This is a genomic window from Verrucomicrobiota bacterium, from assembly GCA_016871535.1.
Classification (GTDB): domain Bacteria; phylum Verrucomicrobiota; class Verrucomicrobiia; order Limisphaerales; family SIBE01; genus VHCZ01.
Genome location: VHCZ01000006.1, coordinates 19,770 through 45,333, shown reverse-complemented (window position 1 = coordinate 45,333; position 25,564 = coordinate 19,770). Strand labels below are relative to the sequence as shown.

The 25,564-nt window shown below is 59.8% G+C and carries 23 protein-coding genes; 8 read left to right on the top strand and 15 right to left on the bottom strand.

The features are described from left to right. The first annotated feature begins 65 nt into the window (after positions 1-65). The 4 genes from gap (at position 66) to FJ398_01835 (ending at position 5,273) form a co-directional block, all read left to right on the top strand. Positions 66-1,121: a type I glyceraldehyde-3-phosphate dehydrogenase gene (gene gap, locus FJ398_01850; protein ID MBM3836700.1), complete on the top strand. Its 1,056-nt coding sequence runs from the start codon at positions 66-68 to the stop codon at positions 1,119-1,121. Positions 1,122-1,478: 357 nt separating this feature from the next. Beyond that, positions 1,479-2,072, top strand: a complete 594-nt coding sequence (locus FJ398_01845; protein ID MBM3836699.1) for a methyltransferase — start codon at positions 1,479-1,481, stop codon at positions 2,070-2,072. A 184-nt stretch (positions 2,073-2,256) separates the two neighbouring features. After that, a complete protein-coding gene (locus FJ398_01840; protein ID MBM3836698.1) occupies positions 2,257-2,547 on the top strand; it encodes a hypothetical protein in 291 nt (96 codons plus the stop codon). A gap of 131 nt (positions 2,548-2,678) precedes the next feature. Continuing rightward, the gene (locus tag FJ398_01835) at positions 2,679-5,273 is read left to right on the top strand and encodes a hypothetical protein (GenBank protein MBM3836697.1); all 2,595 of its coding nucleotides are present in this window, start codon (positions 2,679-2,681) and stop codon (positions 5,271-5,273) included. A gap of 188 nt (positions 5,274-5,461) precedes the next feature. On the opposite strand, the gene FJ398_01830 is transcribed toward FJ398_01835, so the two are convergent. From FJ398_01830 to FJ398_01800, 7 genes are all read right to left on the bottom strand, one after another. Next, positions 5,462-5,803: a DUF86 domain-containing protein gene (locus FJ398_01830; protein MBM3836696.1), complete on the bottom strand. Its 342-nt coding sequence runs from the start codon at positions 5,801-5,803 to the stop codon at positions 5,462-5,464. Then, complete coding sequence (locus FJ398_01825) at positions 5,784-6,095, bottom strand: nucleotidyltransferase family protein (GenBank protein MBM3836695.1); 312 nt, start codon at positions 6,093-6,095, stop codon at positions 5,784-5,786. Before FJ398_01825 ends, FJ398_01830 begins: the two co-directional genes overlap by 20 nt. A 183-nt stretch (positions 6,096-6,278) precedes the next feature. Further along, positions 6,279-7,121, bottom strand: a complete 843-nt coding sequence (locus FJ398_01820) for a type II secretion system protein (GenBank protein ID MBM3836694.1) — start codon at positions 7,119-7,121, stop codon at positions 6,279-6,281. A gap of 308 nt (positions 7,122-7,429) precedes the next feature. After that, positions 7,430-8,911 (bottom strand): DUF1501 domain-containing protein, encoded by a 1,482-nt coding sequence (locus FJ398_01815; protein MBM3836693.1) that lies wholly within the window; start codon positions 8,909-8,911, stop codon positions 7,430-7,432. Between the two features lie 200 nt (positions 8,912-9,111). Further along, complete coding sequence (locus FJ398_01810) at positions 9,112-12,006, bottom strand: DUF1553 domain-containing protein (GenBank protein ID MBM3836692.1); 2,895 nt, start codon at positions 12,004-12,006, stop codon at positions 9,112-9,114. 246 nt (positions 12,007-12,252) lie between these two features. Continuing rightward, positions 12,253-13,677, bottom strand: coding sequence for a hypothetical protein (locus FJ398_01805; protein MBM3836691.1), 1,425 nt, complete (start codon positions 13,675-13,677; stop codon positions 12,253-12,255). A gap of 240 nt (positions 13,678-13,917) precedes the next feature. Further along, entirely contained in the window at positions 13,918-15,000 is a 1,083-nt protein-coding gene (locus FJ398_01800) for a methyltransferase domain-containing protein (protein MBM3836690.1), read from the bottom strand. A gap of 138 nt (positions 15,001-15,138) precedes the next feature. Here FJ398_01800 and FJ398_01795 point away from each other — a divergent pair, with 138 nt between their 5' ends. Beyond that, a complete protein-coding gene (locus FJ398_01795) occupies positions 15,139-15,393 on the top strand; it encodes a hypothetical protein (GenBank protein MBM3836689.1) in 255 nt (84 codons plus the stop codon). A 152-nt stretch (positions 15,394-15,545) separates the two neighbouring features. Here FJ398_01795 and fabF read toward each other — a convergent pair whose 3' ends face one another. The 4 genes from fabF to fabD all read right to left on the bottom strand — a co-directional run bounded on the left by fabF (position 15,546) and on the right by fabD (position 19,040). After that, complete coding sequence (gene fabF / locus FJ398_01790) at positions 15,546-16,802, bottom strand: beta-ketoacyl-ACP synthase II (GenBank protein MBM3836688.1); 1,257 nt, start codon at positions 16,800-16,802, stop codon at positions 15,546-15,548. Between the two features lie 59 nt (positions 16,803-16,861). After that, the gene (gene acpP / locus FJ398_01785) at positions 16,862-17,110 is read right to left on the bottom strand and encodes an acyl carrier protein (protein MBM3836687.1); all 249 of its coding nucleotides are present in this window, start codon (positions 17,108-17,110) and stop codon (positions 16,862-16,864) included. 151 nt (positions 17,111-17,261) lie between these two features. Further along, positions 17,262-18,005 (bottom strand): 3-oxoacyl-[acyl-carrier-protein] reductase, encoded by a 744-nt coding sequence (fabG, locus tag FJ398_01780; protein MBM3836686.1) that lies wholly within the window; start codon positions 18,003-18,005, stop codon positions 17,262-17,264. A 108-nt stretch (positions 18,006-18,113) separates the two neighbouring features. Further along, entirely contained in the window at positions 18,114-19,040 is a 927-nt protein-coding gene (gene fabD / locus FJ398_01775) for an ACP S-malonyltransferase (protein MBM3836685.1), read from the bottom strand. A gap of 263 nt (positions 19,041-19,303) precedes the next feature. On the opposite strand from fabD, the gene FJ398_01770 reads away from it, so the two are divergent. The 3 genes from FJ398_01770 (at position 19,304) to FJ398_01760 (ending at position 22,167) form a co-directional block, all read left to right on the top strand. Further along, positions 19,304-19,813: a hypothetical protein gene (locus FJ398_01770; GenBank protein MBM3836684.1), complete on the top strand. Its 510-nt coding sequence runs from the start codon at positions 19,304-19,306 to the stop codon at positions 19,811-19,813. Between the two features lie 315 nt (positions 19,814-20,128). Continuing rightward, a complete protein-coding gene (locus FJ398_01765) occupies positions 20,129-21,778 on the top strand; it encodes a hypothetical protein (GenBank protein MBM3836683.1) in 1,650 nt (549 codons plus the stop codon). Continuing rightward, a complete protein-coding gene (locus FJ398_01760; protein ID MBM3836682.1) occupies positions 21,775-22,167 on the top strand; it encodes a hypothetical protein in 393 nt (130 codons plus the stop codon). The genes FJ398_01765 and FJ398_01760 overlap by 4 nt, the downstream gene beginning before the upstream one ends. A 198-nt stretch (positions 22,168-22,365) precedes the next feature. Here FJ398_01760 and FJ398_01755 read toward each other — a convergent pair whose 3' ends face one another. The 4 genes from FJ398_01755 to FJ398_01740 all read right to left on the bottom strand — a co-directional run bounded on the left by FJ398_01755 (position 22,366) and on the right by FJ398_01740 (position 25,426). Next, positions 22,366-22,560: a hypothetical protein gene (locus FJ398_01755; protein MBM3836681.1), complete on the bottom strand. Its 195-nt coding sequence runs from the start codon at positions 22,558-22,560 to the stop codon at positions 22,366-22,368. Further along, positions 22,557-23,564 carry a hypothetical protein gene (locus FJ398_01750; protein ID MBM3836680.1) on the bottom strand — a complete coding sequence of 336 codons (1,008 nt, stop codon included), beginning with the start codon at positions 23,562-23,564 and terminating at the stop codon, positions 22,557-22,559. Before FJ398_01750 ends, FJ398_01755 begins: the two co-directional genes overlap by 4 nt. Next, positions 23,561-23,830: a hypothetical protein gene (locus FJ398_01745; GenBank protein MBM3836679.1), complete on the bottom strand. Its 270-nt coding sequence runs from the start codon at positions 23,828-23,830 to the stop codon at positions 23,561-23,563. Before FJ398_01745 ends, FJ398_01750 begins: the two co-directional genes overlap by 4 nt. 390 nt (positions 23,831-24,220) lie before the next feature. Then, positions 24,221-25,426, bottom strand: a complete 1,206-nt coding sequence (locus FJ398_01740; GenBank protein MBM3836678.1) for a hypothetical protein — start codon at positions 25,424-25,426, stop codon at positions 24,221-24,223. Between the last annotated feature and the right edge of the window lie 138 nt (positions 25,427-25,564).

The window sequence follows — 25,564 nt, the reverse complement described above, 5'->3', positions numbered from 1 at the left end:
CTCCGGGGCGGGCGGTTTACATCCACGGCTCGTTTAAGTTCACTTGGAAATAGAAAGGGAAGTTTATGGCACTCAAAGTTGCGATTAACGGGTTCGGTCGGATCGGGCGCATGGCGTTTCGCGCCATGCTGGAACAAGGGCTCGTGGGCAAAGGCAAAGCCGTCGAAGTCGTCGCCGCCGGCGATATCGTCCCGGCGGATAACCTCGCGTACCTGCTGAAGTACGATTCGACCCAGGGCCGTTTCCAGGGCGAGGTCAGCTCCAAGAAATCTTTTCCGGATCGCGTGGAGGACGACGTGCTGGTGGTCAACGGCATGGAAATCCAGGTCGTCAGCGCCAAAGATCCTTCCGGTCTGCCGTGGAAGCAACTGGGCGTGGAGGTCGTGATCGAATCGACCGGGCTGTTCACCGAGGCCGAAAAAGCCAAAGGCCATCTCGCCGCCGGCGCGAAGAAAGTCATCATCTCCGCCCCGGCCAAGAACGAAGACCTCACCGTCGTCCTGGGCGTCAATCACGACAAATACGATCCCAAGACACACCACATCATCTCGAACGCGTCCTGCACGACGAATTGCCTGGCGCCACTCGTGCACGTGTTGCTCAAAGAAGGTTTCGGGATCGAAGAAGGATTGATGACCACGATTCACGCCTACACCGCGACGCAGAAGACCGTGGATGGTCCCAGCAAGAAGGATTGGAAAGGCGGACGCACTGCCGCGATCAATATCATTCCTTCGACCACCGGCGCGGCGCGGGCCGTGGGCCTGGTTTGCCCCGAAGTCAAAGGCAAGCTCACGGGGATGGCGTTTCGCGTGCCGACGCCGACGGTCTCTTGCGTCGATCTCACCGTGCGCACGGTGAAGGAGACCAGCTATCAGGAAATCTCGGCGGCGATGAAGAAAGCCAGCGAGACTTATCTGAAAGGGATTCTCGACTACACCAGCGATGAAGTCGTGAGCACCGACTTCATCCATTGCCCCGCCTCCTCGATTTACGACTCCGGCTCCGGCATCGAACTGAACAAGCGGTTCTTCAAGCTGGTGAGCTGGTATGACAACGAGTGGGGCTACAGTTGCCGCGTGGGCGATTTGCTCAAATACATCGTGAGCAAGGGGGTTTGAGGGTCCTGTTGGCCGCAACTCGGTCCGCAATGGGGAGCGCGGCTGTCTCGGCTGGCGTCTCGCCGACTGAAACCAGTCGCGCCCGCCCCCCATTTCAAATAGAACCCGCCGAACGCTCCGGCTGCTCGACGGGGCATGTGTTTAGCGTGCCTTCCGCCGTAGCGCAGAGTTGCACTCTGCCGTATCGCCGATTTTCAATCGGCGGCGCTTCGGCGAGTTCGAGAGCCCTCAAACTTGTCGAGCCTCTGCGGAATGCAATTCCGCGATACGGCAGATTACAAATCTGCGGTACGCTAAACAGAAACTCGGCAGGACGCCGAGCGCGGCACGCGAGACGCGCGCCTCCCCGAACACGATATGCGCATTATTGGCGGAACTGCGGCGGGCCTGTTGCTCAAGGCGCCGAAAGGATTTGAAGTGCGGCCCACGCCCGACCTCGTCAAACAAGCGCTGTTCAACAGCCTGGGCGGGCGGGTCATCGAAGCGCGCGTGCTCGAACTTTTCGCGGGCACGGGCGCGCTCGGCCTGGAATGCCTGAGCCGCGGCGCGGCCCATCTGACGTGCGTGGAGAAAACCAGCCGCCACGCGCGGTTGATCGAGGAGAATCTGCGGACGACGCATCTCGACGGCGCGCGCTTCGAGCTCCGCGTGCAAGACGCGTTCGCAGCCATGACCCAGCTTGCGGCGGCGGGCCGCCAGTTTGAGATGGCCGTCGCGGACCCTCCTTACGGCGAGAAAAACCTCGGACGCCGCTCCACTTCGTTCGCGCAACAACTCCTGGACGACGCGCAACTTCCCCGCCTGATTGCTCCCGATGGGCTATTCATTCTCGGCCACGCCCGGCGCGACACCTTGAGCCTTCCCGGCGGCTGGGAGGAGATCAAGGTGCTCAAGCACGGCGATTCGATCATCCGGTTTTTGCAACGATCGAAAGTGCCGAATGGCTGTTGAGCGTGGACGAACCACGAGCCATGAAAAAATCTCTCGAAGCCGCGCCCCCCGCTTGAACCGCTTTCCGACCTGTCCGGTTCATGGGCAGAATTGCGGCCGCGCTTGTGAACAGTGTGAACAGAGTGGACAACTTTTTTGCGCGATGACTTGACTATTTTTTCGGCAAGTTCAGTTTTGCACCCGCATGAAAAATTCGTGGGACTCCGCAATCGTCGCTCCGCAGGAGGTGAAGGACCGGGTTCGCGAAGTGGAAGTGAAAACTGAATTTCAGTTTCGATTCAAGCGCGCCCTGGCCCGATGCGTGAGACGTGGCTTCTCCGTCGAAGAAAGCTTCGGCCTGATCTGGGAAGAAACTCTGGAAAAAGTCTATCTCCCCGATCCGATCCAATCCGAGTTGTATCCGGAACTGATCGCCTGGGCCAAGCACAACGCGTGGCGCGGTTCTCCCGTGCCGGCTCTCCAGGCGGGCGAGTGATCCGAACGCCGGCTTTCGAGCCGGCGGCTTGCGAGGTTTCCCAACCTTGCCTTCGTTGAGGCAGGAGCGCCTTCAGAACTTGCCGACGGGAATGTCGGCGTCATGTGATCAGTGGTTGGCAGAGCGACACCATGGACACCCATCCGGATCCAACCAGGATTTCCCGAAGCACTCCAGACAGGGCGGGCCAATTCGCGGCAAGGCTGAATGGGTGCGTTTGGGCTGAATGGGCCTTTGTTCTGTGCCTCGGCGCGGCGGTGGTTTCTTGGGGCGCGCCGGAAGCCAACGCAGCCTCGTACGCGAGGAACGGCGTCCGGTTGACGAATTTCGATTTTAGTTTTCTGTACCCTCCTCCGACTGTCGCGTGGGAAGAATCCTGGGACGCCGTCGTGGATGCCCGGGATCCGAAGAATGAGAAAATCATCGTTCCGGGCATCATCCTCAACAGCCCTCCGCGGTCGTACGTGTTGAAATACAACACGGATTTGACGCCGGACACCCGGTTCGGGCCTGACGGAAAGGGGTATTCCCTGCTTTCCTGGACGGATAAGGACTCGCCCGGAAATGGGTTCACCATCAAAGGCGTCGCGGTCCGGGAGGACGGCAAGATCCTTCTGGCCGGCTCCGCTCCTCAAAAGAATTCGCCCGGACTGACTGACATCGGCGTGATCCAGCTTACGGAAAACGGCCTGGAGGACACGGCGTTCGGCGAAACGGATGCGCAAGGCAAGAAGAGCGGCCGAGTCTCGTTTGATTTCAATGGTCTGGCCGACGTGGCCACGGCGCTGGCTTACGATCAGAAGCGAAAAGCGATTTGGGTCGCCGGGCTGACTCGGGGCGACAGAGGAAGGATGATGCAACCGACTGCGCTCGTCGCGAAGTTAACCGCCGATGGCGCGCTGGACCCGAGTTTCAACGGCACAGGCAAACTTTCCGTTCCCGGCGGCGCCGCGGCCGATATTGCGGTGGATGCAAACGGCAACGCTATCTTCATCGGCGGGAGATACTGCTATCGCCTTACGCCGGCGGGCACCTTCGACCCAACCTTTGGCGCGAACAAAGATGGAAAAGCGCTGATCGGCATTGGAGCCGCCGGGCTGGACCTTCAACCCGACGGCAAGATTGTCTTTGGCGGCACCAGCGGAGGAGCGAGGGATCCCGGCGGCGCGATGTCCCCGGCGGCGATGGATTCGGATTTTGCCGCCGCTCGCCTGAATCCGGATGGCACTCCCGATGCAACCTTTGGCCGAAACGGCGTCGCCATCATTCCTTTCAATTGCAATCCCGCCAAAGGCGGCGTGCGCGACCGCGGCAACGATATTCAGGTGCGCTCCGACGGGAAAATCGTGATCGGCGGCATGGTCTTTCTGGAATACATGGACTTGATCGACATGCACCATCTGCCGAGTGCGTACGGCCTGGTCGTCTTAAATGCGGATGGGTCGCCAGACACAAGTTTCTCCGATGACGGCAAGGAAGTCATCAATTTCACCGGTTATCATCCCGAGGCCAACGGAGCGGACAAAGGCGCGGGCATCGCGATCTTGCCGTCCGACCAATCCACGGTGTTTGTCGGCTTCGCCATGATGGGGCATCCCATTCAGAACAGTTACGGAGACGTGGGCGTCGCCATTATTCCGCACAGTCCAAGCCAGGTTAGCTTTGCCATGAAGGACACGATTCACTCGGGCGGCTGGAAGAATTTGTACGGCATCGATGGATATTCAATGGCCGGCGTCACTCCAAGGCTGCCGGCCTATGCCACGGTTTCGTATGCGAATGCGAAACCAAACGTGGTGAAGGAGGCCCGCGACTGGCCGAACGCTTTGCAGATGCCGGATTCGACGACGGACCGCATTGCGGCGAATTATCAGGACAAAACACTGTCCGTCGTCGTCACGATCAAGGGCAACACACCAAAGCCGGTAGCTTTGTATTTCTGCGACTATGACAGGTCCGGCCGATCGGCAACGGTGCAAGCGTTCAATCCGGACACAAACACATTGATCGAGTCGCAGACGGTCGATGACTTTCAGAATGGCGTGTATCTGCAGTACCACCTTAAAGGCCGCATCCGGTTTCAGTTGACGGGGAAGAATGACAGAGGCGCGGTTCTCCCCGACGTCTTCTTCGGTTATGAAAACTCGGTGAGTTTCGCTGGCAAGGATGCGACGACTTCCGGCAACTGGAAGGGCATCTATGGCGCCGATGGCTATTTGTTGGCGGGGTATCCCTCAAAACTTCCCGCATACGTCACGGCGCGGTTTATGGACTACGGCGATATTTTGGAGTTCCAATATTCGCCCTGGGGAAAAGGCGCAGGGCCAGTCACCGCCACGTCGGCGTTCTTCACGAGCTCGCCGGGCGACAACGCGCTGCAGAAACCTGGCTCGGACGAGGGCCGAGTCGGAAGAGCGATCGCAAGCCTGCACACGCCCTATTCGCAATGCCACTCAGGCATCCTCGTTGATGTCGCGATCAACGATTACAGCCCAAGATCAGTCGCGTTGTATTTTGCTGACTTCAAAGGCGCGAAGCTGTCGATGACCGTCGAGGCGCTGGACGGGGAAACGGAAGAAGTGCTGAATTCGCAAAGCCTCTCCGAATTTCCCAACGGCGTTTATTTGAAGTACCGCGTCAAAGGCCACATCAAATTTCGCATCAAGGACAATACCGCTGAGGACAACGGAACGGTGATATCGGGAATATTTTTCGACTCGGCTTAAAGCCGTGGCCATCGCTCTGCCAGGGACTCGCCTTCGATCAAGCTACTTTTGCGAGAAAAGGTGCTGATGAATCGATTCCATGAACTTCCACGGGTGCTTCGACGAATCGACTTCGAGGGACGGAAGAAGAGTCAAAGCGCATACGATCCAATCGCGCTTGTCGTTTGTCCATGGAATCCCCTGACGCCTCACTCAGCGGTTTCGAGAATTCTCTTCACCTTTTCGAGCACGCCGGGGATGTCTTCGGTTGCCGTTTGCCAAACGATCTCGTAATCCACACCGCCGGAGTCGTGGATTAGGCGGTCGCGCATTCCGGTCATGAGCCGCCACGGCAATTCGGGATTGCCCTGGCGAAAGTCGGATGGAATCTGTTTGGTGGCTTCTCCAATAATCTCAAGGCTGCGCACAAAGGCGCGCTTCAAGTGTTCGTTGGTCAAGAAGTCGTCGCCCCGCAAGTCTTTAGTCCGCCGTGCGAGATAAACCGCTTCGTCACGGATGTGCCGAAGCCGTTCAAGCGGCGAGGCGGGCATATCGCACTTCTCGGAGAATCATTGGGGCAATGTAAGGACTGAGAGATTCTGGCGTCACCAGTTCGACGCGCCGTCCAAATAGGGCTTGCAGGAAGTCTCCCAGCTCCACCAGGTTCGCGAGCGTCTTTCGGCCCGTTTCGAAGTGCACAAGCAGATCCACATCGCTGGCCGTGCTTTCTTCGCCCCGGGCGCACGAGCCGAACAATCCGACGCGGCTGACCCCGAACCGCCGGATATCGGTTCGATGTGCCTCCAGTTGCTCGATAAACCTGTTTGTGCTCGGATGTCTTATGATTCTGCCATTACCGAGGGAAAACTTACTAGGTTCACCGCCGATTTCAATGAGGCTATCTGTGCTTGAGCGATCCGGCCTGGGTTCTCCGTGAATGGGATTCTCTTTCGCCAACGGCAGTACGGTCTCGCGAGACAAGCGGAACCAATTTGTCGCTGAATTTAGAATCAGGACATCGGCCAGCTACGGGTAAGTGCCTTCTTTGACGGAGACGGTGGTGTTCTCGCACATCCACAAGGCATCCCGAAGCGAGTCGCCGGCCGGGCCCAGCGGCAGCGGCAACAGCGTGTTTCGCACAGGCACCTTGATCTTTGAACCGATCCATTTGTGGATTTCGGAGTGGCCGTCCGCGAACGAAAAACCGCAGGCCCCATTGTGATAGGACGCCGGCACGTCGATGATCTGCGCGTTCTTCGCATCGGGCTTGTACATCTGCACCGCAAACGCCGGATCGTTGACGCTGTCCGGGTGCTCGTCGAGCAGCACCCATGTTTTGACCGGGTTGATGATGTCACTGGTCTTTTTGTAAATGCGCCAGGCGCTGGCCGGCAGCCACGTGCCATCGTCAAAGACCTGGCTCATCGAGTTGCTGCGGACGCGCGGCAATTTCAGCCCCTGGTTGTTTTTTACCGAGACTTTGTCGGCGGGGCATTTCCAAAGCGTAAAACTATTCCCGATGTAAGGCATGAGCGGACTTTTGGCGACATCGACATTCACGTCCCAATTCGCGGGGGCAGAGGAATAGTCCAACCACCCCTTCACCCAGACGGCGCGCCGGCCATCGATAATGTCGCGCGCCAGGAGCAGCGTGTCGTTGTCGTCGTCGGCGTACTGCCGCCAGCCCAGCATCATCTGGCGGAGGTTGTTCATGCAGCCAATGCCTTGCGCCTTGGTCTTGGATTTGGCCAAAGCCGGCAAGAGCATGCCGGCGAGAATGGCAATGATCGCAATGACGACCAGGAGTTCAATCAGCGTGAAGGCTCCGCGGGCCGAGAAGGAGTTGGGTTGTTTGAGGAAAGTCTTCATAGCAAGCGCTCGTTGAGGAGATCGCAACCTTTTAGCCCTATTGCCCGGACGAGTCAAAAGGTAATTGCTGCTTGGTCCGCGGGATCCGCGGAATGGACGACAAAGCTCGTAGCGCAGAGTTGCACTCTGCCGTATCGCAGAATTGTATTCTGCGGGGCGTCTCCCAGTCCGAGCCCGCTGGGACTTGCCGGCGCCCTGCCGATTGGAAATCGGCGATACAGCAGATTGAAAATCTGCGCTACGGTTCTCCGGTCGATCTGTCGTCAATCCCACGGTCTGCACAGTAACTTAACCTGAAGGGATACGCATCAGGCCAAAATCTCCTTGATGACTTCGCCGTGGTCGATCTCGAGGCGCTTGCGTCCGGGAAGTTCAAGCCTGCGCGAGTCCAAGCCCAGGCAGTGCAGGGCCGTCGCGTGAATGTCGGTCACGTAATGGCGATCTTCAATGGCGTGAAAGCCCAGCTCATCGGTTGCGCCGTTGATGACGCCGCCCTTGACGCCGCCGCCCGCGAGCCAGGCGCAGAACCCTTGCGGATGATGGTCGCGGCCCGTGCCTTCCGCGCCGGGTGAACGGCCAAATTCCGTGCCGAACACCACCAGCGTCTCGTCCAGCATGCCCCGCTGCTTGAGGTCCTTCAGCAAGCCGGCAATCGGCTGATCCACTTGCGCCGCCAGTTTCGTGTGGTTCGATTTGATTTCCGAGTGCGCGTCCCATTCGCCGCCGCCGCCGCCGCCGTGGAAGATCTGGATGAAGCGCGCGCCGCGCTCGACGAGCCGCCGCGCGGCCAGACACTGTTCCCCGAAGGTTTTCGTTTCGGTTTTGTCCAGGCCGTACAGCTTGCGCGTCGCCTCGGTCTCTTTTTCCAATTGGAGTGTCTCCGGAATCGACGTCTGCATCTGAAAGGCCAGTTCGTAGGATTTGATGCGCGCGCGCAGGTCTTTGTCGTCGGGATAATCGATCCCGGCGAGGTGATTGAGTTTTCCGAGCAAGCTCAAATTCTCCAATTGTTCTGCGGGCGTGATGGAGCTGTCGCTGGGCGCGATGAACGGCAGCGGCTTCTTCGGATCCACGTTCAAACGCACGCCGCCGTATTCGGGGCCGAGATAGGCCGCGCCGTGTGTGAAGGCGCCGCCGCAGCAATCGCCCGTGGGAACGCCGAGCACGACATATTCTGGCAGATTCTCGTTCAATGTGCCGAGGCCATAGCAAACCCACGAGCCGATGGTTGGGTATTCCAGTTCGCGCGGATGACGGCCGGTCTGCCAGGTGAGTTGGGCGCCGTGATCGTTGTGAATGGTCCAGAGCGAACGCACCACGGCGAGGTCGTCCGCGCATTCGCCGACGTGCTTGAACCAATCGCCGGCCACCAGCCCGCTTTGGCCGTATGTCCGATAGCCCGCCTGCAGCGGCATGATGACCTTACGATTGCCGTGGGAGGGATTCGCCCCGACGATATTCGCGTTGACGCGTTTGGGGTCGAGCACGTCTTTGTAGGGCGTTTCGTCGATTGATTTGCCGCCGTATTTGTTCAACTCCGGTTTGACGTCGAAGCTCTCCAGATGGCTGACGCCGCCGCAGAGAAAAATCCAGATCACAGATTTGGCGCGCGGCGGAAAATGCGGCTGGCCGTTCGGCGGGCGCCAGTTTGAATCCGGCTCCTCAGCCCGGGCAACGCGGTCACGAAAAAGCATCGCGGATAACGCCAGCCCCGTGAAACCCATACCGGTATCGACGAGGAAGGAGCGGCGTGTGACGCCGGGGCATTTGCATTGAGATGATGGATTCATAAAGCCGCAGGCGAAGTCGTTAAAACGTTAAAAACGTTACAAGGTTAAATCGTTAAATCGGTTAAATGGGTGGAAGAAAGCGGGAGAGCAGCCGTCTCGGTTGCATCCGTCGGCGTCTCGCCGACTGAATCGACACGCGCAGCGGCACTTTCTCATGGTTCGATCTGCGTTCATCGGCGGTTGGAAGATGCGATGCACGGCTATCGCACCGTGACGAAATCGTTGTGGTTAAACAGGACCAAAATCAGATTCGCGCGCGCGCGATCGGGGGATGACAGCCTGGTTTGCTTGCTCAAGAAATCCTGACAATGCCGGATCTCGGTCAGATTCGGCTCGCGGGCCAAGATGCGGCGGAACGCTTGCGCAACGAATTGGGCGTCGTCATCCCCGGTTTCTTGTGCGAGCCGTTCGGCCAGCCGTTTGGACTCGCTGCGGGTCAAGCCGCTGTTGGCCAGCGCCAGCGCTTGTTGCGGCACGACGGTCGGGCGGCGCAGATAGCATTCGGTCACGCTGGGGCCGTCGAAAATCTTGAGAAACTCAACTTCCTTCTCGGCGGCGATGCGCAAATAAAGACTGCGGCGTTTGGAGGTGAGTCCCAATTTGTGGTCGATGTCGGGCCCGCTCATCGCCGCGTCGAGATCACCGGAGACATACAGCAAATTGTCGCGCACCAGTTCCGCTTCCATGCGGCGCGAAGGCATCCGCCAGAGATAAACGTTGTCCGGATCGATACCGGCATTCGCTTCATCTGGAGTCGAAGCCATGCGATACGTGCTGCTCGTGACGATCAACCGGTGCATCGCTTTCATGCTCCAGCCCTGAGCCATGAATTCCGCCGTGAGCCAATCGAGTAATTGTGGATGCGACGGCGGGCGCCCGTTACGGCCGAAATCCGAAGGCGTGGGCACAATTCCCTGGCCGAAGTGCCGCAGCCAGATGTGATTCATCGCCACGCGCGCCGTGAGCGGATTGTCGGGACTCGCGATCCAGCGGGCGAACGCCAGACGACGCCCCGTGCTGGCGGCCGGATACGTCTCCATCGGACGCGGCTTGTAATTCGTTGTGGCCGGCTCATCAAGTTTCTTCCCGGCGTCCGCCAGCGCTTTCTCGGCCTCCGCGGTTGTTTTCTGCGCCGTCTCCAGATTCTTCGCCGCTTTTTCGGCATCCTTCTTTCGCGCGGCCAGCTTATCGGCGATGGCTTTCTCCGTTTCAGTCTTCTCACTCGACTCGTTGTTGGTGCTGGCGAGGCTTTCAACAGCCTTGTTCGCTTGGTCCGCTTTGCTCTGGGCATCCGCCTGAGCGACCTGCGCGGAGTGAAGTTTCAGTTTCGCCTCGAGGACCGCCAGCTTGAGTTGAGTTTCGGCCGCCTCGGTGGCGGCGGCTTTCCACTCGTCCGAGCCCTTCTTGTTTTGGTCTTCGAGTTTCTCGGCGCGGATGGAAGCGAGGAGAGATTCGTGCTTCGTCTCGGCAAGGGCGGTGTTCAATTCCTGCTCGTTGAGTTTCTCGGTTTTGGCACCCTTGTCGTTCCGCAGCTTTTCCAAAGCCTCGCGCGCTGCGACCAAGGCGTGTTCGCTTGCGGCGATCGCGTCTCTCGCGACAAAATCGCGCTTGTCGGGCAGCGTGGCGAAGCGCGGGAGACTGACTTGCTGAAGCCGCAGCTTGCCGCCTAAAATCTGAAGAACGCCGGGTTGCATCACGCGGTTCGTGTCCGGCCGCCGCTCGTCGCCGCGGATGAAAAAGTAAGTTGGCGCGTTCGTGCCCGCGTCAAAGACGCGCACCAGACCGTTCTTGCCCGTGTCGTATTCGCCAGGCACGCGATCGGTGCGAACCTGATGCGGCTCGAACACGGCGCGGAGCTGATAATATTCCGCCTGCGAAATGGGATCGAACATGTGGTCGTGGCATTTGGCGCAACCGACAGTCAATCCGAGAAACGCCTGCGCCGTGTGTTTGATCGTATCTTCGAGCCACTGCTCGCGGCTGAGCATTTTGTAATTTCGGACGAGGTAACCGGTTGCCCGGAGCGCATCCGTGTCGTCCGGCGCGAGTTCATCCGCCGCGAGCATTTCCAGGATCATCCGATCATAGCTCTTGTCCTGGTTCAGCGATTCCACGATCCAATCGCGCCAGCGCCAGATGTGCGGTTTGCTGTCGCGGATCTGGTTGCCGCCGCTCCACCCGGCCCAGTCGCTGTAGCGCCAAACGTCCATCCAGTGGCGTCCCCAGCGTTCGCCGTAGCGCGGATCATTCAGCAAGCGGTCCACGACTTTTTCGTAAGCGGCACGGGAACCGTCCTGGGCGAAAGCGCGCTGTTCTTCCGGAGTTGGCGAAAGCCCGATGAAATCGAGATAAATCCGCCGCAGCAGAACTTCCTTGGACGCTTCCGGGCGAGGCTGAAGGTTTCGCGCTCGATGCTCGGCCGCAATGAAGGAGTCAATGGGGTTGCGGACGAGTAACCCACCCCCTGACCCCTCCCAGGGAGGGGAGCTTGATCCGGCAGCCTCCGGCGTAGTTCTCCTCTTGGGAGGGGCGAAGGGGTGGGTTGGTTCTGAAGAGCGTGGAAATGTTGGCGCCGGCGGTCGTTTCACCTTCTCGAAGGGCAGCCAGCGGTACGAGGCAAGAAACTTCGCGAAATCTGCGCGCCGTTTGTCCGCTTCCGAAATCTCAGCCTGGCCCGGCGAATCCTTGGCGTCGCCCGGATTGCGGCCCAACAACAGTTCGGTTTCATTTTCGGCGCCATCGCCGTCGCAATCTTCCTTGGCGATCACGGCGAGGCGCGTGGGTAAGTCGCTTTTCGCCTCAGCTTTTCGGAGTTCTTCACCCAGGAGACGCAGCCGATGGCCGAACGGATTGTGCGGAAATTCTGCAAGGCTTTCCGGCGCGGTCTTGGCGCTCGGCAAATGGCAAGTCGTGCAGCGCGCGAGTTCTTTGCTCAGGAATTTGTCGTAATGACGCTCCAGGCTGGCTTTGTTCGCGGGCGTGGCCTGGACTTCGCCGACCTGGCAAAGAAGCGGGGCGGCCAGAGTTAAAGGAGCGCCCAGAAGCACGACCCAAACTGGTTTTGGCGCAAACACAGGACGGACAGGTTTGGCCAAACTATCGTCAGCCGTGCATCATGTGTCAACCCCGGCATCGGTCTAAGGTGCGACTAAAAGTGTCGGTCAGCGACTCCGATTGACTTCTCTCTCTCCCCGCGAGGAACGAGTGGGGAGAGAGTTGGAGAGAGGGGCTTCTTGGAAACAGGAGAAGCGAGCCAACGCACCTCCTCCCCAGCCCTCTCCTCCCTTCGGGAAGAGAAGGAGGAGACTTTGTCGTCCGACAGTCTTAATCGCACCCTCGGTCTAATTCGCCAGCTCACGGCCGGCAGTCGCGGAGGAACGGGTTCGCCCGGATTGCCAATACTCCGGCAGTCCATACTTGGTTTCGAGAAGGATTTCCAGAATGGCGGCTCGATCTTCCGCGCGGACCTTTTCAAAGTCCCGGCTTTGATCCTGGCCCGTGAGGATGTTCCAGAGCCGCTGGTAAAGGTGCTCTTTCATCGGCGCCGGGAGGTTGTCGAACGCGGGTGAGTAGATCCCATAGCTGCACGGGTGCTTGAAAAGCCGCGTCTGCAGATCGAGGTCGCGCAGCGAACGTCCTCGCCGGTCGCGCGGGCCGTGCGACTGGAATTCCTTCGTGAATTCCGGATTGCCGCGAACCGGGCCCGTGAGCGGCGCTTCCGCGGTCAAGAGCAGGTAACGCAGGAACGCTTCGGATTGTGATTTGAGGTAACGGATGTGGCCGTACTGCCGGAGCATGATCCGGCTCTCGAAATTGAGGCGAGTCACGTAATTCTGCATGTGCGCCTGGTGCTCCAGCACCATCAACGCGACGATATCGCTGCCGGTGCCGAGGTATTTCCTGGTCTCGAAAAAGCGGCTCAAGTCCGCGAGGTTGCCGAGTTCGTAGGGTTCTTTCGCGGCCTGCTCGAATGCCGCCGCGCCGATAAGATTGCCGCGATGGATTTGATCTCCGTGCGTGCCGGTGACGTACCACCCGGCCCATCGATCCTCCAACGGCGTGCGATGTGTGATGTAACTGGCTTCATTGTGCGTATCGAGTTCGCCGGTTTCGTCCGTGGCAATCGAGCGGACGAAATGCCCGGGCACGCCCATTGTCTTGGCTGCGCCGTGGCATTGCAGGCAATCGACACTGCGCTTGAACTTGGGTTGCGCCGTTTCCTCCTGCGCCAGGCTGTAAAAGACCCCGCCCAGGTTCGGATCCATGGCGCTGACCTCCAGCAGTGGCGCGCCGGGAATGTACCCGACATACACGTCATCGCTATAGTAGATCGCCCGCGGGTTGCTCGGACTGATCAAGTGCCGTTGCAGCGATGTTTTGGAAAAGACCAGCATCTGGGAGGCCTGCGGAACATGGAGAAACTCAAGGAGCGCGGGCAGGTATCCGAACTTGGAGTCGAACTTCAGTCGCGCTTCCCCGTTATCGATTCGTTTTTGGAGCCGGGCGACCGGATCGTCGGGTGCCTCAATTGAATACCGAATCTCTTCGCCATCGTAAGCCACTTGATGGGTCGAGCCCTGGAAGTCGTCTGCGAGAACGATTCCGGCGGCTAAGAAGACGACCAGCGGCTGTAGGACCCGGCAACCAGGGACAGGCAGGGCGAGTCTGTCCCGGCGATCCGCTCGAGGTGCGTGGAACACGTCCGACTCGGCTCGCTGGGGACAGGCTCGCCCTACCGTCTGGTTGGGAAGCGCCGTCGATTTCATTCGTTTGAGTAACACATTCATCTTCGATTTGTTGTCGGACGGCCGAGACAATAGTCGGCCCCGCGCTGGGTGCCGACCGGAAAGAGGCGATTCCTTGACGCGGGTCAAAAAGAAACAAAATGAACTTCGCCCGGGTCCGCTTGACGATCTCCCGGGTTCGTCTCTGCACGCGGTTGGAGCCGTAACGCTTGCGAAGACCACTAAGCCGTAACGATTCACTCTTCCATTTGAATAGTCACGCTAAGGAGTTTTGGCTGCAGTCAATACGCCGCAATGAATCAAGGTTGGAGCAACTTCGCCGGGCCTCAATCCGGCGCGCACCAGCCATTCCCGAAATTCTGCGCCACTGTACGCGCGGCCTTCCGTCAGCGTGAACAACGCCGCCGAGTACAATGCCACGGGCAGCGGACCGTCCTGGTCGTCATTCAAGAAGACATCGTGGATATGCAACCGGCCTCCAGGCCCGAGGCTGGCGGCGCAGCGTTGCACAAGCGTCCGGCACTGCGGCACGTCCCAATCGTGCAACACATTCGAGAGCAAGATCGCCTCGGCGCCTTCCGGCAATGGATCAACGAACATGTCACCTGCCCGGCATTCGAGCCGGTCCGCGACGCCGTAGCGCGCCGCCATTTCCGACGCCACTTTCAAGACTTCCGGACGATCGAGCACGATGGCGCGGAGGCGCGGGTTCATTTGCAGGAAAGCGATGCTGTAGATTCCGGTTCCCCCTCCGATGTCCACCAACGAAGAGACGCCCGTCATCGGAACTCGCGCCGCCAGGATTGGGGCTACGTTTTTCGCGCGCCCTGCCAGGGCCAGGGTAAGGAATCGCGCGCTGGCTTCCTTTTCCATCGCGGACTCGATTCCGTCGCGATAAATGAACGCCGCGCCCGGTTCGTCCTGTTTCACGCCGGCCGGGCGATTGGTCTGCAACCGTTCGATCATGGCTTGCACACCGGGCGACTTGAGCGCCGGACTCAGATAATCGCTCACGTCGAAGGGTGCGCCTGGAACCAGATGTTCGCGTGCGAGCGGTGACAAATCGAAGCGGTCCTGGGAGTCTTTCGTCAAAAGACCGAACGCGCGCAGCGCGGTCAGCAGCACCGTGGCCGGCCGCTCCGCCAGCTTCAACTCTCGGCCAAGGTCCGCGAATGACAAAGGCGCCGATGCCAGGCGCGCAAAAAGATTGAAGTGCCGGGCCGCCGCCACCAGCAACTCGGTTCCGTAATTGCCCCGGAAGAATTCAAAGATCGGCGTGGGATCAGTCTGCGGCGCGGCCAAGGCCGATAAGATGTGGCGAGCCTGGAGGTCGGGAGTCGTCATCGATGGTCCAAGTTGCTCGACCTACTGTGCGGGCAAGCCTCAGTTTTGTCAGCAACGACCTGACCGAACGGGAAAAGAAAGGCATCATCGCGGCGTATTACACTTCGGTGGAATTTCTCGGCCGGAACGTTTGAAATTGTGACAACGCAATTGGCCAATCGGCTGAATGGCGGAAAGCTGAACGTGGAGGCGCGAGGGACTGATCTGGTGTTGACGTTTGCCGGCGTGCGTCCGCCGCGCGTAGCTGGCGTTCATCTCGCCCCCGGTGACCTCCTGCGTTTTACGATTCAAGGGACCGCGGGCCGGGCTTTGCAGGTGCAGGTGAGTGAAAGCCTGGACCCACCCCGTTGGGTTCTCTTGAGAGAGGTTCAGCTTTCTGCTTCGGGAGGGTGACCGTGAGGGTAACCGCCAGGCCAATCGTGACCCAAGCCGCCAAGCTGGTTGCGAACGACGCGGCGGCGAGTGATCTTCGAGACTGACGATCCACACGCCATCCTCGAATTCTGCCTGCAGCCGAGAGACGGGGGAAACTGGCGCAAGCATCCCTACACAAACCTCCGTGCAACGAGGCTGGCGTTGTGGCCGCCGAATCCGAACGAATTATTGACGGCGGCGTGCACCGCCATTTCGCGCGCCACGTTCGGCACGTAATCCAGATCGCATTCGGGATCGGGATTCTCGAGATTGATCGTGGGCGGCACGAGATTCGTGTAAATGGCCTTCGCGCAAATCGCCATTTCCACGGCGCCCGCCGCGCCGAGCATGTGGCCGGTCGCGCCTTTGGTAGAACTGACCGCGAGCTTGCGTGCGTGGTCCGCGAAAACGGTCTTGATCGCTTGCGTTTCACACAAGTCGCCTTGAGGCGTCGAGGTGCCGTGCGCGTTGATGTACGAGATGTCCGTCGGCTGGAGACCCGCCGAGCGCAAGGCCATGTTCATGCAGCGCGCGGCCCCTTCGCCAAAGGGCGCAGGAGCGGTCATGTGATTGGCGTCCGCCGTGTTGCCGTAACCGATCAATTCACAGTAGATGCGCGCGCCGCGAGCTTTGGCATGCTCCAACTCTTCCAGCACGATCACGCCGGCGCCTTCCCCCATGATAAAGCCGCCGCGATCCCGGTCGAAAGGCCGCGAAGCGCGCTTGGGTTCGTGGTTGCGCGTGCTCATGGCTTTCATGGCGCAAAAGCCGCCAATCCCCAGCGGAACGATCGTCGCCTCCGAACCTCCGGCGAACATGATGGTCGCGTCCCCCATTTTGAGCGTGCGCCAGGCTTCGCCGATGGCGTGATTGGAGGTGGCGCAGGCGGAGCAAGTGGCCAGATTCGGCCCGCGCAGCTTGTGATACATCGAGAACAACCCCGAGGCCATGTTCAGGATGAGCATCGGGATCATGAACGGCGAAACGCGGCCCGGTCCCTTCGCCAATAGAATTTTGTGCTGTTCCTCCACCGTGTTCAGGCCGCCAATGCCGGATCCGATGAAAACGCCGACCTCATCGCGGTTTACTTTATCCAGGTCGAGTCCTGAATCGATCAGCGCTTTGTGTCCCGCATAGACACCAAATTGCGTGAAGCGATCGGCGCGGCGGACATCCTTGGGGGAAGGGAACGCAGGGTTGGGATCGAAATTCTTCACCTCCGCGGCAATCTGGCAATCGTAGGCGGAAGCATCGAACAGCGTGATTTTGTCGATCCCGCATTCGCCGGCGAGGAGGTGTTTCCAGAAGGTGTCGAAGTCGTGCCCCAGGGAACTGACCACGCCAAGGCCGGTGATGGCCACTCTTCGATTCTGGAGACCGTTTGCCATAAAAAGGGGGCAGCTCGCGCTGTGTTCAGCCGTAGCTGCCCCGGAAATGGTTCGGAAAACTATCGCTGCTGGGATTCTTCGATGTATTTGATGACGTCGCCCACACTCTGGAGTTTCTCCGCCTCTTCGTCGGGGATCTCCTGTCCAAATTCCTCTTCGAGAGCCATGACCAACTCGACCGTGTCGAGGGAGTCCGCTCCGAGATCTTCGATGAATTTCGCCTCCGGGGTGACTTGATCCGGGTTCACGCCCAACTGTTCCACGATGATCTCTTTGACTTTCTGTTCGATCGATTTATCGGCACCCATGAGTTTCTTCGGTTTAGGTTTCGTTGTGTGTCTAAGCGACGTTCCCGGACCCGTCAAGCCCCGATTCGTGATTTTGTTTCCGCACGTTTTCGGTTCGTTTCAACGCGTTCAGTCCCTCAAAAATGCCGCTTCACACCGGTTCCGTGAGGCTCTACATGACCAGTCCGCCATCCACTGTCAAGACCTGCCCGGTGATGTAGCGGGCCGCCGGGCTCGCCAGGAATAACGCGGCGTTCGCAATGTCCTCGGGCTGGCCCAGGCAGTTCAGCGGAATCCGCGCCAGCAATGCCTGCCGGGATTCCTCATTCAAACCCGCCGTCATATCCGTCTCGATGAAACCCGGCGCCAGGGCGTTCACCGTGATGCCCCGGGAGGCCAGCTCGCGGGCGATGGATTTGGTGAAGCCGAGGAGCGCCGCCTTGCTGGCCGCGTAATTGCACTGGCCGGCGTTGCCCATCAACCCGACCACGGACGCCACGTTGATGATGCGTCCGGAGCGCTGCTTGAGAAAACTGCGCGCCAGCGCGCGGGTGAACGCAAACGCGCCTTTCAGATTCGTATTCAACACCGCGTCCCAATCTTCATCTTTCATGCGGACCAGCAGCCCGTCGCGAGTCACGCCCGCGTTGTTCACGAGCACATCGACGCGCCCGGCCTCCGTCAGGATCTTCTCGGCGGCGGCGGCGACGGCGTCCGAATCCGCGACATCGACCGCGCAGGCCCAGGCCTTGCGATTCAAAGCGCGAATTTCGCCCGCCACTTTTTCGGAGTTCTCCGCGGTTCGGGACACGCACACGACGTCCGCGCCTTCGGCGGCAAACTTCAGCGCGATGGCGCGCCCGATGCCGCGTCCGGCGCCGGTCACAACGGCGATCTGATTCGCGAGCTGGTTCATACTCCGCCCTCTTGTGAGTGGTCAGGGGGCGGTTGTCAACCTTTCGTAAAACGTAAAACGTAAAACGTAATGCGTAATCCCAATATGTTACGTATTACGTTTTACGTTTTACGTGACGAGCGCCTTGACCGTAGCCTCAAGGCTGGAAATGTCCGCCACGTTGAGCGCTTGCACGCCCTTGTCGATCCGCTTCATGAAACCGGTCAAGGCTGTGCCGGGGCCTAATTCAATGAAACGCGTGAATCCTTGGGCCAACAAGAAGCGAATCGATTCCTCCCATCGCACGGACGACGTCACCTGATCCACGAGCAACGACAAAATATCCGCCGGTTCGCCATGCGGCTGCGCCGTGACGTTGCTGATGACGGGGACGCTGGGGCTGCGGAGCGAGACGCCGGCTAACACATTCCGCAACTTCGGCTGGGCGCTCGACATGAGCCGGGAATGATAAGCCCCAGCCACGGCAAGCGGCAGGGCGCCTTTCGCGCCGCGCGATTTGGCCAGCTCGCAAGCCTGAGTGATCTTGGCGCTCTCGCCCGAAATCACGATCTGACCGGGGCAGTTCAGGTTGGCCAGTTCGACTCCGGCTTCGCGGCACACCTCGCGCGCGGGCGCTTCGTCCAGACCAATAATCGCGGCCATGCTTCCTTGCGTCGCTTCGCACGCTTCCTGCATGAATCGCCCGCGTGCGCGCACGACTTTCAAGCCGTCCTCGAACGAGATCGCGCCGGCCGCGGCCAGCGCGGTGAATTCACCGAGAGACAATCCTGCCGTGGCCTGGAAAGCCGGCGGAACGCGCTCCTTCAACAACTCAAAAGCTGCCCAACTGATCAGAAAGATTCCTGGCTGCGCGTGTTCGGTCTTGGTTAGCTCGGATTCCGGCCCGTCGAAGCAAATTGAAGCGAGGTCGTAGCCCAGCGCAGCATTGGCGCGATCGAATAGCCCTTTCGCGGACGGAAAGGCGGCAGCCAGGTCCTTCCCCATCCCGACAGTTTGCGCGCCCTGGCCAGCGAACAATAAAGCGGTCTTTTGCATTGGCCGCCACTAAACACGACGGTTCGCGAATGAAAAGAAGAGAATGCCGCGGCGAAGCACGCGAGCCGCCGGGTATGGTGGAGCTGCCGCTCCGCCTCGACTTGTGAAGTTCAGGAGATTCACGGGCATGGCTGGGTCAGGCCCGACGAAGATCGGCGGACCGGCAGGTCTGCCCTACCGTTTTGATGCGCCAGGCAGCGCGCTCAGCGCAAATGTGCGTCAAACAATCGGTAAGCAGTCTCGCGCGAGGATATCGGGAAATCGTGATCGCAATCGGGGTGGTCAACTCGCAGATTTTGTGGGGCACCGTGAAGGGGATAGACCGGCGACGCCGCGGCCGCGATGCCATCGACGCTTCGCCATTTGAAGTTGGAATCGTGCAGCGGCGCGCTGAGGTAACAAACGCGCGGCGCCAGGGCGCCGATAAGTTCGTGAAAACCGAACGGGATTTCGGCCAGCCGTCCACGGTAGTCCGCGAGCCGTGGCATGTAGCGCTCCTGCGTCCAGCCTTTGTGGCCGCCGAGCGAGTGGCCAATCGCGCCAAAGCCGCCGGCTGCGATTCCAGCAAGTCCGGGCCGCGCATTTCAATGGCAAGAAGAGCGAGTGCGGCGGCTACAGCGCCATGCAAACGGCCCATGAGCCAGGGCGAGGTTGTCTTGGCGAGCCGCACCACGTGTTTGGAATACGCCCAGATCGGCTCGCTGGGGACAGGCTCGCCCTACCCGGTTCATGGAAAGCAAGTTGTCCTTTCCGCAAAACCGCTTCGGCTTTAATCGGTCCTTTCATAAGTGTAGCGAGGCAACGTTTGTCGCGATCACGACCAGGACGAGAGAACTTGTGCGGTCTGCGACGATTTCGAGCGATACTGATAGAGTGCAACCTGCGCAACGAAGAATCTTCGCGTCCCCCAACGCTGGCGTTGAAAATGCCGCCAGACAGGCCTAGCGTTGAGACTAATGAACTTGAAACCTTGAACTTTGAACTCCCAGCGCGGCAGGCGAGGCATGCACTCGTTCGGTTGCGACATCAGCCACGCTGGGTTTATCCGTGGTAAATTGTATTTTCTTGCCGGACGCGGAGCGACCCGTATGCTCCGCGCCAAGGTGAAAATACAAATCTCCATCCAACTTCTCATCGCGGCGCTTTGCGGCTGCACGGTCGTCGCTCAAGAAAAACCCCAACCGCCGCTCGTCCAGTTGAAAATTCAGAGCTTCGACGCGCTGAACGCGAACGCCAAACGTATCGCGACCGCTCTGGGACTGAACGCCGATGTGGATCCCGGAGCCAAACTCTCCGAGGTCATCGGCAGCCCGGACCTCGCAGGCGTGGACCGCAAGCGGACGTGGCAATTGGCCGTGGCGACCAAAGGTCCCGGCGCGCTGCCGCTCGTCGCCCTCTACGTGCCGGTCACGAACTTTGAGACGTTCAAGAACGGCCTGAAGGATTCCAGCCTGCTCAAGGGAGGCGACAAGCCGAATCCAATCATTCAAGCGGGCGAGTCGGCCGTCGTGGTTTTCCAGTTCGGCCAGGGCGGGGAGCTTTCCGATGACGAAAAGAAGAAGTTGTCCGCCTGGGTTCCGGCGGCCGGAGCAGGTTCGCATTTGATCGACTTCGGCCTGCAACTGGACGAGGTCACGCGGCAGCAAGTGCTGCAAGCGTTGGTCATGGGCCGGATGATCGTGTCGCAAAGCCTCGGCCAGCAAAAGCTGCCCGCCGGCGTCGCGATCAATCCCCAGGCGATGACCCAGATGATCGGGCTGTATTTCGACGGAATTGATACGCTCATCAAAGGACTGCAACGCCTGGAAGTTCAGGCCGATTTTGGCGCGCAAGCGATCACGTTCACAAAACTGGTCCAGCCTCTGCCGGATTCGGAATTGTCGCGCTGGTTCAAGGCGAGCGGCGGAGGCGTGGCGGATCTCGCCAGCCAGCTCGATCCCAGAGCCACGGCCTCGGTGGCCGGTGCGATCGGCGAAAATCCGGCTTTCTTTCCGCTGCTCAAGAAATTCACCCGCGTCAGTTTCCAGATACAGAACCAGGAAGGAAACGAAAAGCTGGCGGGCCAGATCGACCGCATGATGGATGGGCTGGCGCCGATGAAATTTGTCGGGTCGGTGGATTTCGGGAAAGGGATTTCGTATTCCGGGTTTTACGAATTTCCGAATCGGGGCGCGAAGGACGTTTATGCGTCGTTCAAGCAATTCTTCACCGAGGCCATGCCTTCCCTGGCGGGCAAAGGAAAGCCGTATTCGTCCTTCGACTTCAAGGAAGGCCATCACAACGTGAACGGAACTCCCGTGGACCGATTTAGCCTGGCTCTCAACCTGGATGCTCCGATGTTCAAGATGCCCGGACAGCGGGAAGCCCTGGAGCGAATGTGGAACGGCGGCAAAATGGAGTTCGATTACGCCGTGAAAGCCAGCCGCTTGTATCTCGCCAGCCCGGACAAAATGACTGAACTCCTCAACGCTCCAGCGCGGCCAGCCGCCGCAAGCGGTTCGGGAGCGACGGCGAATACCGCCTTGATCGGGCGCGCGAACGTTCTGGCGTTGATCAAACAGATGCTGGCGATGAACCCCATGCTCGCGCCCCAAATCAAAGAGAAGTTCGAGCGGTTGAATCCCCAAGGCGGAGACGTGCGATTCCGTGTCGATCTGGATGGCCGGCTGTCCAGCCGCGCGGAGGTGCCATTGAAGATGCTGGAAGCCTTTCGTCACTTTCAAGGCGGGGAGAAATGACGACGGAGATTATATGTCTCAGTTTTGTGATCATTCTCATGGCGGGCACCGGGCTGAGCCTCGAAATACCGGTTGTGGTCCTGACTTTGGTTCGTCTGGGCGTCATTCCGCACGCCTGGCTGGCCAAAGGCCGGCGGTATTTTCTGTTCGCAAACGTCGCCTTGTGCGCGTTCATCACTCCGGACACCCTCAGCACATTTTTCATGGTGATTCCCGTACAGATTCTCATGGAGATTTGCATTGTGATCTCCCGGCGCTGGGAGAAGGCGCGGCTTGCCGAGGAACAGGACCGAAACCACGGTCTGCTGCTGCTGTTCGGCGCCGTGCTTGGTCAAATCGTCGAAGCCCTGGCCACTCGCGACTTCGGCAGGCAGCGAACAAAAGCGTGAGCAGGCATCGCGGCGGGCATCGCGGCAACAAACAGGAACGCGGCTGTACACGTTCTTAGAGCCTGTCTGAAAAATGGGTGGAACGGGCTACCAGCCCGTGTTTGGCGGTAACCTGCCGCCAAAAGGCCCGGCGGGCTGGTAGCCCGCCGCAACAGGCCAGTGGCCTGTTCCACCCAGAAGACAATTTTCAGACAGGCTCTAATTTAGTTTTCTCCACGCCGCCATCGGCCGCGTCAGGTGTTCGCGGGCGTCGCCGCCGATGCCGTAACACTGCAGGCCAATCGGACCTTGATAACCCAGATCCTTCAAGGTCGCGGCAGGGCCTGCTTCAACAGCGGCTTGTAGTCGCGGCTCTTGTCCACGCGCAGCCAATGGCAAACCAGGGCGAGTCATTTTTCGAGGAGCGATTTCTCGGTCCGCTGCACCAGCGCTTCAATGAACTCCGTTCCGTTGGGCCGCACGCCGTGGCCGGTGAAAACGATGTCCGGACGCCAGGCGAGCAGCTTGTCGCGGATCACCGGCGCCAGCGCGCGGGCTTTTTCGATGTCGCCCCAACAGCGGTGGAGCATATCTTGGGCCGGATCCGGCAGCGAGGGCGGCGTGTTGGTGAGGCTTGGGAGCGCCGACCAAAGCTGCTCGTTCGGTTTGACGCGCCAGACGCTCACTGCGTCCGCGTGGGTTGGGAGTCCAGGAATGTTTCGCGAAAAGCCGAGCCAGCCGAACGCCACGCGTTTTCCATCCTGGCTGGAGGTCATGCGCATGGCCCGGCTGGTTGGCAGAAGGTTGTTGTCCGCGTGGCGCAGTTGCAGGCGCTGGCCGTCGGCGTCGAGAAACTGCGCGGGCGGCTTGAAGATCCAATCCGGCCCGCGCACGAACAGTTCTCCGAAAACGCTGGCGAACCAGCCCGCGCGCCAATCACCCGCGCCCGGACGCAACCGCGCCAGTTGGGCATCACGCGAATCGGCTTCGACGAGATCGTCCGTCAAATTCCCCGCCCAGAGATTCTCGGCTCGGCCAAACCAAACGGTTGGGTCTGGCGAAGTCACGCGCGAGTAAGCCAATCCCACAGCCACGGCTCTTGCGCCGGGCAGTGTAGCGGCTTGCATCGGCGCCCACGGCGGGAAATGGCGTTTGGCGAGAATTGTTCCGTCCGGCGCAAACTGCCACACGTTGGCATCGTGGCTGAAAGCCATCGTGCCGACCGTGACAACTTTTCCGTCCGCGCTGATGTCGATCGTGGACACGGCTTGCGGCGAGAGAAAACGGCCTTGCGCCGTGACCTCGGGCACTTGCGACCGGTCTGCGACGGGACCGATTTGAACGCGTTGGATGGCGGGCGCAGCGGTGGAGATGTGCAGAAGGCCAAGGGCTATGAATCCCAAGATGGTGGTGGTCATTGACCAGGAGGGCATCTTCCAAACAGGCTCTCAGGCTCGTCTGCCAGGCCGAGCCGAATCCCCTGAACCTGGGTGGCAAGCCCTTGGAGGACGCCGCGCGCCCGATGCCAATTTCGACGGGCCACCACCAAATCGACGTCCTTGGTGGGCCGGCCCGCGCCGGCCAGATTCAGCGCGATGCCGCCAATCGCACGAAACCGAATTCGGTTTTTCCGGAGGAGGCTGGCGGCCATTTCAAACGCTTCCGTAACGGCAGGATGCATCATAGGCTCAGCGTCAAAAAGCGCGTCCAGGGCATGCCGAGGCTCAATGGTCTGTTCCATCAATGTTTCCTATCGCTGTTCGGAAAAAATTGATCGAACTGGCCGGTCTCATTGATGTACCAGACGGAAACCGTGAAGGTGAAAACGAATCTTGTGGGAAGCCGTCGCATAAGCCCTTCTACGCGTCGGGGGTGTCTTTTCAATGTGCATTTCCGGAAGGATCGGTTGTCAGTTTTCAGTGGTCAGTTGTCAGTGGCCAGCGGCAGGTGGAGCGAGGTTCCTGCCGAGCTTTCGTCGTTGGCATTGGCTCGGTGGGAGCTTCGCCCCACCGCCGTTAGCCGAGGGTTATCACGAATCATGCATTACGTTTTACGTTTCACGTTTCACGCATCACTAACGCTGCGCCAGCCGCACCCGAAAATAGGACGTTCCGTCGCAGCAATTCGGAAGCGTGGCTTCAAGGCTGGTCGATTTTTCCGAAACCGCGGTGAAGCCGTCCCGCGCAAGCGACGTGGAACGTTCGAGCACGTAATAGTGCACGGGCGCCGCCGTGCCCGTGGTGACGTTGAGCAGCGTCGCGGACGGCCCGTGCCACTTCACCGTCAGGGAACCGTTGTTGCGGCTGATGCTCGTGATGCGCGGCAAAGGATGGAATCCGATCACTCCGCGCACCGGCAATTCCGCCTCCCACGGATCTGAATTCCACATCCGCATCCGGTTGTCCCCGCTGCCGCCCCAGCTCGTCCGGTAGCGCACGAACTTTCGTCCGTCGTCCGTGATGAAGTACCCGAAAGCCAGCATGCCATGAACGTCTGGGTTCGCTAGAGGCATGTTGGCCAGCGGACGGGACACTTCGCGAAAGTTTTGCAAAAAGAGCATGACCGGGTAACCGGCATCGATTTCACGCTTCAAATCCTCGAACGTGAATCCTTTCCCGGAGGGAACCGTCGGGTTGAAATCGGTCAACTGGGAGAAAACGGCACAATCATAACCGCGATGCTGCGTCCAGGCGCGCAAGCCCGAAGGAATGTCTCGCACCGCCAGTTCGCCCTGGGGCGGCGGCGTGTAGTTCACCCGGCGATCGCCTGCGCGATCCCAGTACGTGACCGCGTAGGCGTCGATATTGCCGTCGCATTCGCCATCGAGATTGATCCATTTGTTCTGGCTGGCCCCCATGAAATCGCAAATCGAATCGGGCGCGTGTTCCGGGCGGCCATTGACCAGGTACGGATCGGGCGCGGTGCTCTCGTAGCTGTTGATGCCCTCCGCGGTGTAGAATCGCCAATAATCGTCGATGTGTCCGGGTTGGTTCGCGGGCCGGCCATCGAATCCGGCTTTCGTGGCCCACAGGGAGCGAATGCCTTCATTGGAGCGGTCGCTGTCCAGAGGCGCGACCCCGCCCGCCGTAGGTCCCGTGTAAAGATTCGGAAGTCCGCAGCGATCCCAATAACCCATCAGATTGCCGGACGCGGTTCCAAAACATCCCGCGTACCAGGTGTAATCCGGGACCTCGGTGAGCAGCAGGTTTTCCGCCGCGGCAACGAACCGGAGCGGAAGAACCCAAAACGCCAAAACAAGACTCGCAAACTTCAGTTTCATTTCACTGCCACGGACTGGAGCCAGCAACCTAAGCCGACAGGCAGGGTATCTGGTTAGCGACCTGCCTTCAACCTCTGATCCTGCATCTTCAACCTGGCCATGAACTGTCTCTTCGGACCGTGGCCTTTAGGCGACGTT